The 12,481-nt window shown below is 61.1% G+C and carries 9 protein-coding genes; 3 read left to right on the top strand and 6 right to left on the bottom strand.

Annotation, left to right across the window (positions count from 1 at the left end; all coding sequences use genetic code 11):
- The first annotated feature begins 280 nt into the window (after positions 1–280).
- A complete protein-coding gene (locus C4J83_RS26125) occupies positions 281–4,123 on the top strand; it encodes a sensor domain-containing protein (protein ID WP_124418501.1) in 3,843 nt (1,280 codons plus the stop codon).
- A 230-nt stretch (positions 4,124–4,353) separates the two neighbouring features.
- Positions 4,354–5,607, top strand: a complete 1,254-nt coding sequence (glyA, locus tag C4J83_RS26130) for a serine hydroxymethyltransferase (protein WP_124418502.1) — start codon at positions 4,354–4,356, stop codon at positions 5,605–5,607.
- Positions 5,608–5,797: 190 nt separating this feature from the next.
- On the opposite strand, the gene yjiA is transcribed toward glyA, so the two are convergent.
- The 3 genes from yjiA to C4J83_RS26145 form a co-directional block, all read right to left on the bottom strand.
- Positions 5,798–6,754, bottom strand: coding sequence for a GTPase (gene yjiA, locus C4J83_RS26135; protein WP_124418503.1), 957 nt, complete (start codon positions 6,752–6,754; stop codon positions 5,798–5,800).
- A 178-nt stretch (positions 6,755–6,932) separates the two neighbouring features.
- Positions 6,933–7,130 carry a YbdD/YjiX family protein gene (locus C4J83_RS26140; RefSeq protein ID WP_003194308.1) on the bottom strand — a complete coding sequence of 66 codons (198 nt, stop codon included), beginning with the start codon at positions 7,128–7,130 and terminating at the stop codon, positions 6,933–6,935.
- A 15-nt stretch (positions 7,131–7,145) separates the two neighbouring features.
- The gene (locus tag C4J83_RS26145) at positions 7,146–9,212 is read right to left on the bottom strand and encodes a carbon starvation CstA family protein (RefSeq protein WP_106579291.1); all 2,067 of its coding nucleotides are present in this window, start codon (positions 9,210–9,212) and stop codon (positions 7,146–7,148) included.
- Positions 9,213–9,385: 173 nt separating this feature from the next.
- Here C4J83_RS26145 and C4J83_RS26150 point away from each other — a divergent pair, with 173 nt between their 5' ends.
- Positions 9,386–9,754, top strand: a complete 369-nt coding sequence (locus C4J83_RS26150) for a PilZ domain-containing protein (RefSeq protein WP_124418504.1) — start codon at positions 9,386–9,388, stop codon at positions 9,752–9,754.
- Between the two features lie 4 nt (positions 9,755–9,758).
- Here C4J83_RS26150 and C4J83_RS26155 read toward each other — a convergent pair whose 3' ends face one another.
- Genes C4J83_RS26155 through C4J83_RS26165 form a run of 3 tightly spaced genes read right to left on the bottom strand, consistent with a single transcriptional unit; the run spans position 9,759 to position 12,463 of the window.
- Positions 9,759–10,493, bottom strand: coding sequence for a hypothetical protein (locus C4J83_RS26155; RefSeq protein WP_177416161.1), 735 nt, complete (start codon positions 10,491–10,493; stop codon positions 9,759–9,761).
- Positions 10,494–10,520: 27 nt separating this feature from the next.
- Entirely contained in the window at positions 10,521–11,888 is a 1,368-nt protein-coding gene (gene radA, locus C4J83_RS26160; protein ID WP_017139308.1) for a DNA repair protein RadA, read from the bottom strand.
- Between the two features lie 35 nt (positions 11,889–11,923).
- Positions 11,924–12,463: an ankyrin repeat domain-containing protein gene (locus C4J83_RS26165; RefSeq protein ID WP_106579293.1), complete on the bottom strand. Its 540-nt coding sequence runs from the start codon at positions 12,461–12,463 to the stop codon at positions 11,924–11,926.
- Between the last annotated feature and the right edge of the window lie 18 nt (positions 12,464–12,481).

Here is a 12,481-nt window from a genome sequence, read left to right on the forward strand (position 1 = left end):
AACCTAGCGTCAGTGACTGATGAATTGAGCGGGCGAAGCCCGTGCAGGCCATGCGCCGCGCGGGCCGTTGACGGTGGTCAATGCCTTCGTGCGCAAAAAGCCTGAATGTCTGGGGCTGGAACGCCCCCGCGTAACCGGCAAAGCTACCTGAATGCGCTTGGTCAGTCCAGCCAGGCAGGGCTGGCACTTTGCCACAAGTCAAGGCATGCTAGCCGCCCTCCGGGCGTCCGGCTTATAGTGCACGTCGCGCGCCAGTCCAGCCAAACCGCAGGATCACAGCTTGTCCAAAGTCACGCCGCCCACTCCCCTGCGCGCCGCTCATATAGCGCCGGGAGCGCCCCTGCACGGCACCCTCAAAGGCGCATTGGCGACGCTTGTCCTGCTGCTGCTCGCGTTATTGTTCTGGCAACTGCTGGACCAACTGCAGCAAAACCAGAAAAACCAACAGCAATACACCATCGACTACAGCGCCGACCTGGCTGAACAGATCAGCTTGAACATGGCCCTGAGCGCCAAAATCGCCCTGAATTTGCTGCCGATGGTCGAGCCGCCGCGCAATGACGAACAGCAACAGGCGCTGATGCGCACCTTGCAACGTTCGCTACCGGAACTGCGCAGTGTCGCCCTGCTCGCCCCCAGCGGCGCGATGATCAGCGACAGCGCCAAAGACAGCCAGGACAGCGCCTGGCTTGAAGAGCTGGTACAGCGCAGTCACTCCCAACCTTATTACCTGAGCAACAACCCGGACGGCACGATCATTTACCTGCTGCTGCACCAGCCCAGCGGCGGCTCGCGGATGTATTGGGCGCTGCGCCTGGCGCCCAACTACCTGAGCAACCTGACCCGCCAGGACGGCCAGGGCCAGCGCCCGATGTGGGCCATCGAGAACCGCCTCAACCACCGCGTGGTCAGCCGTGACAGCGGCATGCCGGCGCAGTGGGCCTCCGCGCTGACGCCGGACGAATTGAACAAAAGCGTACTGGTCACGCCGCTCAGCAAAAGTGACTGGCAGTTGCGCGGGCTGTTCGACCGCAGCGCCGTGCTGGAGCAACTGCTGCCGGCCTTCATCGGCAAATGCCTGCTGGGCCTGGCCTTTTCGCTGATCCCGGTGATCGTGCTGCTGAACATGCGCCGTCGCCAGCGCCAGGTGCATGAAGGCCGGCGCCGCTATCAGGATATTTTCGAAGGCACCGGCGTGGCGCTTTGCGTGCTCGACCTGTCGGGGTTGAAGACGTTTTTCGACAAAACCAACCTGCACACCCGTGAGCAATTACAGGCCTGGCTGCACACCCACGTCGAAGAACGCCAACAACTGCTCAAGGAGTTACGCGTCACCGAGGTCAACCAGGTGGCTGTGCGCCTGTTGAACGTCAGTTCTTGCGAGCAAGCCTGGGAGCGTCTGATCGATGACTGCCCGCGCAATGCCACGGCCATCGGTTATCAGGTTCTGGAAGCCGTTCTGACCCAGCAAAAACAGCTGGAGCTGGAAATTCAGCTCAACGACGTTGCCGGCAACGACCAGTACCTGTGGCTGGTGATGCGCCTGCCGGAGCAGCAGGACGACTTCAAGGCGGTCATCCTCAGTATCAGTGACATCACCAGCCGCAAGCTGATCGAGCTGTCGCTGGTGGAGCGTGAGAGTTTCTGGTCAGACGTGGTGCGCACCGTGCCGGATCACCTGTACGTGCAGGACGTGATCAGCCAGCGGATGATTTTCAGCAACCACCACTTGGGCCACACGCTCGGGTATAACAGAGCCGAACTGCAGCAAATGGGCGAGTACTTCTGGGAAATCCTGCTGCACCCCGACGATGCGGAGTATTACCACGACCTGCGCCAGCAACAACGTGAAGTCGGCTACACCACGCAGCTGCATTGCCAACTGCGCTTTCGGCACCGCAACAACCAATGGCGCCGCTTCGATATCCGCGAGCAAGCCCTGGCCCGCGACAAGACGGCGGTGGTCACGCGGATTATCGGCGTGGCCAAAGACATTACCGATCAGATAGAAGCCAGCGAATCCCTGCGCGACAGCGAGCAGCGCTACCGCATGCTGGCCGAAAGCATCAGCGACGTGATCTGCTCCACCGACAGCCAGCTTGCGCTCAATTACGTCAGCCCGTCGGTCAATGCCGTGCTGGGTTATGACGTGGATTGGGTGTTCAAGAATGGCTGGCAGTCGATCATCGCCAACCCGCAACAACTGTCCGGCATTTACAGCCTGGTGGAACAGGTCAGCCGCTCGCTGGGCGACACTGCGGCGCTGAACAAGCTGCGCGATGACGTGCAAACCCAGCTGTTCCTGTTCGACTGCCTGCGCGCCGATGGCCGCAAGGTGCCGATCGAGCTGCGCCTGGTGCTGGTGTGGGACGAACACGGCGCGTTTGAGGGCATCCTCGGCGTGGGCCGCGATATCAGCCAGCAACGGCGCGCCGAAAAAGACCTGCGCATGGCGGCCACGGTATTCGAACACTCCACCTCAGCGATTCTGATCACCGACCCGGCCGGTTATATCGTGCAGGCCAACGAGGCCTTCAGCCGGGTCAGCGGCTATGCCGTCGCGGATGTGCTCGACCAGTTGCCGAACATGCTCACCGTTGACGAACAACAGGAAGCCCACCTGCGTTATGTGCTCAAGCAACTGCACCAGCACAGCACCTGGGAAGGCGAAGTGTGGCTCAAGCGCCGCAACGGCGAGCATTACCCGGCGTGGGTCGGCATTACCGCCGTGTTCGATGATGAAGGCGACCTGGCCAGCTACGTGTGCTTCTTCAGTGACATCAGTGAGCGCAAGGCCAGCGAACAGCGCATCCACCGCCTGGCGTATTACGACGCCCTGACCCACCTGCCCAACCGCACGCTGTTCCAGGACCGCCTGCACACTGCCCTGCAGGCAGCGGAACGGCAGAAGTCGTGGGTGGTGCTGATGTTCCTCGACCTCGACCGTTTCAAGCCGATCAACGACTCCCTGGGCCACGCCGCCGGCGACCGCATGCTCAAGGAAATGGCCACGCGCCTGCTGGGCTGCGTGGCCGAAGACGACACCGTGGCGCGTATGGGCGGCGACGAGTTCACCTTGCTCCTGCAACCACGGGTGAGCCGTGACATGGCGCTGAACCGCGCGATTCACGTGGCCGAGCAGATCCTGGCCAGCCTGGTAAGGCCGTTTGTGCTTGAAGGCCGCGAGTTCTTTGTGACCGCCAGTATCGGTATCGCCTTGAGCCCGCAGGACGGCAACGAGCTGAGCCAGTTGATGAAGAACGCCGACACCGCGATGTACCACGCCAAGGAACGCGGCAAAAACAACTTCCAGTTCTACCAGGCGGACATGAACGCCAGCGCCCTGGAGCTGGAAAGCGACCTGCGCCACGCGCTGGATCAGAACGAATTCGTGCTGTATTACCAACCGCAGTTCAGTGGCGATGGCAAACGCTTGACCGGCGCCGAAGCCCTGCTGCGCTGGCGCCACCCACGCCGCGGGCTGGTGCCGCCGGGTGATTTCATTCCGGTGCTGGAGGAGTTGGGACTGGTGGTGGACGTGGGCGACTGGGTGCTCAGCGAGGCCTGTCGCCAGCTCAAGACCTGGCACCAGAACAAGGTGCGGGTGCCGAAGGTCTCGGTGAACATCTCGGCGCGGCAGTTCTCCGATGGCCAACTGGGCGAGCGCATCGCCACCATTCTCAGGGACACCGGCCTGCCGCCGGCATGCCTGGAGCTGGAGCTCACCGAAAGCATCCTGATGCGCGAAGTCAACGAAGCCATGCAGATCCTCGCCAGCCTGAAAAACCTCGGGCTGAGCATCGCGGTGGACGACTTTGGCACGGGTTATTCGTCGCTCAACTACCTCAAGCAATTCCCCATCGACGTGCTGAAGATCGACCGCACCTTTGTCGACGGCCTGCCCTCCGGCGAGCAAGACGCGCAAATCGCCCGCGCCATTATCGCCATGGCCCACAGCCTGAACCTGGCGGTGATCGCCGAGGGTGTGGAAACCCATGAGCAGCTGGACTTCCTGCGCGAGCATGGCTGCGATGAAGTGCAGGGGTATCTGTTTGGGCGGCCGATGCCGGCGAATCGGTTTGAAGCGCAGTTCAGTAATGATGCGCTGTTCATGTTCGACTGAAACCTTGCAGTGCGGCTGATGGCCTCATCGCGGGCAAGCCCGCTCCCACATTTTGATCTGTGAACCCATTCAAGTGTGGGAGGGGGCTTGCCCCCGATAGGGCCAGCACAATCACCGCTTATCCCCAGATGAGCCCCACTTGTCCGCGACATGATGTCCTTTCATATGCCATCTAAAACCCATTGGGTTAGAATGCCCTCCTTTTCTGCCCCCGATCCTTGAGGACCGCCATGTTCAGCCGTGATTTGACTATTGCCAAGTACGACGCCGATCTCTTTGCCGCCATGGAGCAAGAAGCCGTGCGCCAGGAAGAGCACATTGAGCTGATCGCTTCGGAAAACTACACCAGCCCTGCGGTCATGGAGGCTCAAGGTTCGGTTCTGACCAACAAGTACGCTGAAGGCTACCCTGGCAAGCGCTACTACGGTGGTTGCGAGTACGTCGACGTGGTTGAGCAGCTGGCCATTGACCGTGCCAAGGAACTGTTCGGCGCCGATTACGCCAACGTCCAGCCACACGCCGGCTCCCAAGCCAACAGCGCCGTGTACCTGGCCTTGCTGCAAGGCGGCGACACCATCCTGGGCATGAGCCTGGCCCACGGCGGTCACCTGACCCACGGCGCCAGCGTTTCTTCCTCCGGCAAGCTGTACAACGCCGTTCAGTACGGTATCGATGCCAACGGCCTGATCGACTACGACGAAGTCGAGCGTCTGGCGGTCGAGCACAAGCCTAAAATGATCGTGGCCGGTTTCTCTGCCTACTCGCAGATCCTGAACTTCCCACGTTTCCGCGAAATCGCTGACAAGGTCGGCGCCTACCTGTTCGTTGACATGGCTCACGTAGCCGGTCTGGTCGCCGCTGGCGTCTACCCGAACCCGGTGCCTTACGCTGACGTGGTCACCACCACTACGCACAAAACCCTGCGCGGCCCACGTGGCGGCCTGATCCTGGCGCGCGCCAACGCCGAGATCGAGAAGAAGCTGAACTCCGCCGTATTCCCAGGCGCCCAAGGTGGCCCGCTGGAGCACGTAATCGCCGCCAAAGCGATCTGCTTCAAAGAAGCCCTGCAGCCTGAGTTCAAGACTTACCAGCAACAAGTGGTCAAGAACGCCAAGGCCATGGCCGGTGTGTTCATCGAACGCGGCTACGACGTGGTCTCCGGCGGTACTGAAAACCACCTGTTCCTGCTGTCGCTGATCAAGCAGGACATTTCCGGTAAAGATGCTGACGCTGCCCTGGGCAAAGCCTTCATCACCGTGAACAAAAACTCCGTGCCGAACGACCCACGTTCGCCGTTCGTCACCTCCGGCCTGCGCTTCGGCACCCCGGCTGTGACCACTCGTGGCTTTAAAGAAGCAGAGTGCAAGGAACTGGCCGGCTGGATCTGCGACATCCTGGCAGACCTGAACAACGAAGCCGTGATCGACGCGGTGCGTGAGAAGGTCAAGGCCATCTGCAAAAAGCTGCCGGTGTACGGCGCTTGATTGCAGTTGCTTGAATAAAAAGCCCGGCTCTTGAGCCGGGCTTTTTTATGGGCGATCTCAAAGTGAAATACGGTTCACTGTGGGAACTGGCTTGCCTGCGATAGCGGTTTGTCAGTTGATACAGCTGTGACTGATACACCGCCATCGCAGGCAAGTCAGCTCCCACAGAGGGCTGCATTTCAAGTCAGGATTATTGGTAGACCTTCGCAAATCCTTCGCGGATTTTGTCTTCCGGCAACTCATCGGCAATAAACACGATCACACTTTCGCGCGCCTCGCCCTCGGCCCATTCGGTGTCCCAATCGAACCCGTAAAGCTTGAGCACGCCTTGAAACACCATGCGTCGGTCTTCGCCGGCAATGTTCAGCACGCCCTTGTAGCGCAGCAGTTGCTTGCCGTGGTCTTCCAGCAGCTCGTTCATGAACTCGCTGAGGCGGTCGATATCCAGCGGCTGGTCGGTGCGCAGCACCAGGCTGGAAATGCGGTCGATGGCCGGCGCCGCGCTGACCGGGCGCAAGCTCATGCCGGCGTTGAGGTTGAAGCCGCGCACATCAAGCAATTCGGCCAGGTCGATGGCGCCATGATCGACCACGCGGATCGGCGCGCGGCGGTTGATGCGGGTCAGGCGCTGGCTGAGGGCGTCGAAGGTGGCCTCGTCCACCAGGTCGCGCTTGCTCACCAGCAAGCGGTCGGCAAAACCGATCTGGGCCTGGGCGATGGTCTGGGTCAGGTGGTGTTCGGCGTGGGCCGCGTCCACCAGGATGATGATGCCGTCGAGAAGGTAGCGCTCGCGCAGTTCTTCGTCGATGAAAAAGGTCTGGGCCACCGGCGCCGGGTCGGCCAGGCCGGTGCACTCGATCACCAGGCGGTCGAAGGCAATCTCGCCGCTGTCCAGGCGCTCGAGCAGCAGGTACAGGGCTTTGGTCAGGTCAGTGTGGATGGTGCAGCACACGCAACCGTTGGACAGGGTCATGACCTGCACCGGTTCTGCGCCCAGCAGCTGGGTGTCGATACCGGCGTCACTGAATTCGTTTTCGATCACGGCGATTTTCAGGCCGTGCTCGGCCTTGAGCAGGTGGCGCAGCAAGGTGGTTTTGCCCGCGCCGAGAAAGCCGCTGAGGATGGTGACGGGGATGGGAGAGGACAAAACTATTCTCCTGTTTAATGAAATAACTGAAGGAACACAAAACAAATGTGGGAGCTGGCTTGCCTGCGATGCAGACAACTCGGTCTTTCAGTCAGACCGAGGTGATGCCATCGCAGGCAAGCCAGCTCCCACATAAAGCCCTGCCCCCACAAGGGGACTCGCTAACCCGACAGGCGGGCTAGCAGCACTTGGGCCCACCCTTGCCACCGTAACGGGCTTCCTGGCGTTCCCGGAAGAACGCCTTGTAGTCCATCACCGGTTTGTCCGGGTGTTTGGTTTGCATATGCTCGACGTAGGTGTCGTAGTCGGGCATGCCGACCATCAGGCGCGCGGCCTGACCGAGGTATTTACCGAGGCGACTGATGTCATTGAACATGGTTGCAATCCTCGATTACGCGTCCGGAACCGCCTGGAACGGGGCTTCTTTATCCGTACGTTCTTTGTTGCCCCAGGCGGCGACGCCAACCTTGAGCGCATAGAACAGGATGCTGAACACCACGAACAGGAACAGCGCCGTGAGCGTTGCGTTGGTGTAGGCGTTCCAGATCACGTGTTGCATCTGGTCGATGTTCTTGGCCGGCGCCAGGATCTGGCCGCCTGCCAGGGCATCGCTGTACTTCTTGGCCAGCGACAGGAAGCCGATCGCAGGGTTCGCGTCGAACAGCTTGATGAAGCCCGCCGTGGTGGTGCAGATCAGCAGCCAGACCGCCGGCAGCATGGTCACCCAGATGTAGCGCTGGCGTTTCATTTTGATCAGCACGACCGTGGCGAGCATCAGTGCGATCCCGGCCAGCATCTGGTTGGAAATACCGAACAGCGGCCACAAGGTGTTGATGCCGCCCAGTGGGTCGATCACGCCTTGGTACAGCAGGTAACCCCACATTGCCACGCAACCTGCGGTTGCGATCAGGTTGGCAGTCCAGGATTCGGTACGCTTGAGCGACGGCACGAAGGAGCCGAGCAAGTCCTGGAGCATGAAGCGACCGGCACGGGTACCGGCGTCAACCGCCGTCAGGATGAACAGCGCTTCGAACAGGATCGCAAAGTGGTACCAGAACGCCATGGTGTTTTCACCCGGCAACACACTGTGCAGGATCTGCGCGATACCCACCGCGAGGGTGGGCGCACCGCCGGCACGTGCCAGGATGGTGGTTTCGCCGATGTCATGGGCCACTGCTTGCAGCGCTTCCGGCGTAATCGCAAAACCCCAACTGCTGACGGTTTGTGCCACGGCCATCACATCACCACCGACCACGGCGGCCGGGCTGTTCATGGCGAAGTACACGCCAGGTTCGATCACCGAGGCGGCAACCATTGCCATGATGGCCACGAACGATTCCATCAGCATCGCGCCGTAGCCGATGTAACGGGCGTTGACTTCGTTATCCAGCAACTTGGGCGTGGTGCCCGAGGAAATCAGCGCGTGGAAACCCGAGACCGCGCCACAGGCGATGGTGATGAACAGGAACGGGAACAGGCCGCCCTTCCACACCGGACCGGTGCCGTCGATGAACTGGGTCAGCGCCGGCATTTTCAGCTCTGGCATGGTGACCAGAATGCCGATCGCCAAGGCAATGATGGTGCCGATTTTGAGGAAGGTGGAGAGGTAGTCACGCGGCGCCAGGATCAGCCAAACCGGCAGTACTGCGGCAACGAAGCCGTAGCCGATCAGCATCCAGGTGATTTGGATCCCGGTGAAGGAGAAGGCCTTGGCCCATACCGGGTCAGCGGCAATCTGCCCGCCCAGCCAGATCGAACCGAGCAGCAACAGCACGCCGATCACCGAGATTTCACCAATGCGGCCCGGGCGGATGTAGCGCATGTACACACCCATGAACATCGCAATCGGGATGGTCGCCATTACGGTGAAGATGCCCCATGGGCTTTCGGCCAGGGCTTTGACCACGATCAGCGCCAGCACCGCGAGGATGATGATCATGATCAGGAAGCAACCGAACAACGCGATGGTCCCCGGGATGCGGCCCATCTCTTCGCGAACCATGTCGCCAAGGGAGCGGCCATTACGACGGGTGGACAGGAACAGGACCATGAAGTCTTGCACTGCACCGGCCAGTACCACGCCTGCAATCAGCCACAGGGTGCCGGGCAGGTAGCCCATCTGCGCCGCCAGTACCGGGCCGACCAGCGGGCCTGCACCGGCAATCGCCGCAAAGTGGTGGCCAAAAAGGATGTGCTTGTTGGTCGGCACATAGTCCAGACCGTCATTGTTGAGCACTGCGGGGGTGGCCCGCCGTGGATCGAGTTGCATCACGTTGTTAGCGATGAACAGACTGTAGTAACGGTACGCAACCAGGTAGATGGCCACAGCAGCGACCACAATCCACAAGGCGTTGATCGCCTCGCCGCGGCGCAAGGCCACTACGCCCAAGGCGCACGCTCCTACGATTGCCAGCACCAGCCAGGGTAGGTGGCGTAGCAGGCTATTATTATTTTTCATTTTTATATTCCAGCCAGGGTGGACAGAAAGGACAGCCAGTCCGAGTTTAGCGCTGTTGGCTTTAAAGGCCACCCCCCTACATTGGTCTAGAGCCTTGCCCGGGCAAAAAAAGCACAAATAAAAGCTCGATGATGGCGCAGGGCTACAATCCTTCTATCCACAGAGGATTTGACATGAACGAACAGTCGTCTGATCGACGCCGTTTTCGGCGTATCGCCTTCGATGCACGAACGACCATTGCGCAGAACGGCTGGAATTGGCCGTTGCAACTGGTGGACTTGTCGCTCAAAGGTTTGCTGGTGCAGCGCCCGGATGACTGGCAGGGCAATCGCACGGAGTCGTTCGACGTGGATATCCGCCTTGACCCGCAGGCGCATATAAAGATGCAGGTGAAGCTGGCCCATGACGATCACGGGCAATTGGGGTTTGTGTGCGAGCACATCGACCTGGACTCGATCAGCCATTTACGCCGGCTGATCGAACTGAACCTCGGCGATCAGGAAGAACTTGAGCGCGAACTGGGCGCACTGCTGCAGGTGTGAAGCGTCAGGGAAACGCCGTACGCGCAGGGAATTCGTTTTCTGCGTCCCAGTAGCCCGCCTTCTGACTCGACGTGGCCTGCCATTGCCCGTCGACAAAACGGTAGGTTTCAAACCGGGTGGCAAAATCATCATCGCCGTCACCGTCCATAAATGACGAGACTTGCAACAACTCATCCGCGCCACCTTCGGCGGGCGTTGCGATCTGCCACGCGGCTTTGCCGGTCTGGGCCAGGGTCAATGGCTCGACCTTAGCGTCGGCGCCCTTGTAATTCAGCGGCGTGAGTTGCTGCCGGCTCGGCAGCAGCAGTTGTGTCGCGGGGCCGCTGTAGCTGCCCATCGGCGCGGTTTGATCGATGGTCAAAAAATACACAGGTTCCGGCAGCCCTTTGATGGGGGCCTTCTCCACCTGGGCCAAGGGGTAGCCGAGTTCTTCGCTTGCCAGCACTTCTCCGGACGCCGACAGCAAGCGCAGTCGGGCGTTAAGCAGCGGGTGCTCAACCAGATCACCGGGCTCGTCAAACGAGTCCTCATCCAGGCCATTGCCCCAGCTGTCTTTGTGCAACTGGGCGCTGATGCGCTGGTCTTCCAGTACCTGCAACACGCTGGCGTCTTGCGTTGCCAGCGTCTGCGCCGATCGGTAACCGACCGGCAGCTTGGCCGGCTCGGCCAAAGCGCCCATCGGCAACCCTACCAAGGCCATGAACAGGGCAACGGCTGCCCAGCGATTCGAATTGTGCATTGCACTCATCCCTGACTGATCCATGAATTATTCGAACAGTGCATCCAGCGCCTGCTCCAGGCGGGTTACACCGATCACCTTCAACCCTGCCGGCATTTCCTTGGGCGCGTTGCCCTTGGGCACAATCGCGCGCTTGAAGCCGTGCTTGGCCGCCTCCTTCAGACGCTCCTGGCCGCTCGGCACCGGGCGCACTTCGCCCGACAGGCCAACCTCACCAAACACCAGCAGATCGTGGGGCAACGGTTTATTGCGCAGGCTGGACATCACCGCCGCCATCAACGCCAGGTCGGAGGCGGTTTCCAGCACCTTCACCCCACCGACCACGTTGAGAAACACATCCTGGTCATGGGTGGGAATGCCGCCGTGACGGTGCAACACCGCCAGCAGCATTGCCAGGCGATTCTGGTCCAGGCCAAGGGTCACGCGGCGCGGGTTGGCCAAATGGCTGTCATCCACCAGTGCCTGCACTTCCACCAGCATCGGACGAGTGCCTTCCCACGTCGCCATCACCACGCTGCCTGGGACTTCTTCCTGAGCGCGTGTGAGAAAAATCGCCGAGGGGTTGGAGACTTCTTTAAGCCCACGGTCGGTCATGGCAAACACGCCCAGTTCGTTCACCGCGCCGAAGCGGTTCTTCACCGCCCGCAGCAACCGCAAACGGCCATCGGATTCACCCTCGAAATACAACACGGTGTCGACCATGTGCTCCAGTACCCGCGGGCCGGCCAGCGCACCTTCTTTGGTTACATGGCCGACCAGGAAGATCGCCGTGCCGCTCTGCTTGGCATAACGCACCAGCAGCGCCGCGCTCTCGCGCACTTGGGAGACGCCGCCCGGCGCCGATTGCAGCTGTTCGGTAAAAATCGTCTGGATCGAGTCGATCACCATGACCTTGGGCTTTTCGATGCGCGCCGTGGCGATGATGCTTTCGATGCAGGTTTCGGTCATTACCCGCAGTTGGTCCTGGGGCAAGCCCAGGCGGCGGGCGCGCATCGCCACCTGCTGCTGGGATTCTTCGCCGGTGACGTACAGCGCCGGCATGCGGCTGGCGATGCTGCACAGGGTTTGCAGCAGGATGGTCGACTTGCCGATGCCCGGGTCGCCGCCGATCAGCACCACCGAGCCGTCCACCAGGCCGCCGCCGAGCACGCGGTCGAGCTCACCGGACGCGGTGGAGAAACGCGGGATTTCTTCGACGCTGACTTCCGCCAGGGTCTTGATCTGCGCCTGTTGCCCGGTCCAGCCTGCACGGCCGGTGGGCGCTGCGGCGCCGCCGCTTTCAATCATGGTTTCCGTCAGGGTGTTCCACGCGCCGCACTCGGTGCATTGGCCGGCCCACTTGGGAAAGGTCGCGCCGCACTCTGTGCAGCCGTACATGCGCTTGGCCTTTGCCATTTGAGAACCTCCAACCGAAAAACCGCGATGATAGCTCAGCGCGGCGCCGGGGTCCGGATTTCACCACTGGCCAATCGTGAAGCGCTGTTGCCGATCGGGTCTTCAGCGTTGAGGTCGGCGCCTTTGGCTTTCAACTCATCCAACAACTCGACGCGCTTGAACAACCCGGCGTACATGGCCGCGGTCTGCCCGGCGCCGTTGCGTTGGTCGGGGTTGCAGTCAGTGGCCAGCAGACGCTGGGCGATTTTCAGCTCGCCTTTGAAAATTGCGCCCATCAGGGCGGTGTTGCCGCGTTTGTCTTGCACGCAGGCGTCGGCGCCGGCGCTGAGCAGGCGCTCCACGAAAGGCCCCTGGCCGTGATAGGCGGCGAGGATCAGCGCGGTGTAGCCCTTGTCGTCCTGGGTGTTGAGGCCGTAGCCGGACTCGATGAAGGTGTTGAGCATGTCGATATCGCCACGGCGGGCGGCGTCGAAATAGTAGTCCTGCAACTGCGCCTTGAGCGCGACCGGGTCAGGCGACTCGGCATGGGCGACAAAGGCCAGCATCGCCATCAGTAAACCAATCGAAATACGCATGGGGGTGTTCTCCTGCCA

The sequence above is a fragment of the Pseudomonas sp. LBUM920 genome (assembly GCF_003852315.1).
GTDB lineage: Bacteria > Pseudomonadota > Gammaproteobacteria > Pseudomonadales > Pseudomonadaceae > Aquipseudomonas.

What these genes read in the sequence shown, in the direction of transcription:
- glyA (WP_124418502.1), top strand. Translation starts at nt 4,354, where the DNA reads ATGTTCAGCCGTGATTTGACTATTGCCAAGTACGACGCCGATCTCTTT.
- C4J83_RS26140 (WP_003194308.1), bottom strand. Translation starts at nt 7,130, where the DNA reads ATGTTCAATGACATCAGTCGCCTCGGTAAATACCTCGGTCAGGCCGCG.
- C4J83_RS26145 (WP_106579291.1), bottom strand. Translation starts at nt 9,212, where the DNA reads ATGAAAAATAATAATAGCCTGCTACGCCACCTACCCTGGCTGGTGCTG.
- C4J83_RS26150 (WP_124418504.1), top strand. Translation starts at nt 9,386, where the DNA reads ATGAACGAACAGTCGTCTGATCGACGCCGTTTTCGGCGTATCGCCTTC.
- C4J83_RS26155 (WP_177416161.1), bottom strand. Translation starts at nt 10,493, where the DNA reads ATGCACAATTCGAATCGCTGGGCAGCCGTTGCCCTGTTCATGGCCTTG.
- radA (WP_017139308.1), bottom strand. Translation starts at nt 11,888, where the DNA reads ATGGCAAAGGCCAAGCGCATGTACGGCTGCACAGAGTGCGGCGCGACC.
- C4J83_RS26165 (WP_106579293.1), bottom strand. Translation starts at nt 12,463, where the DNA reads ATGCGTATTTCGATTGGTTTACTGATGGCGATGCTGGCCTTTGTCGCC.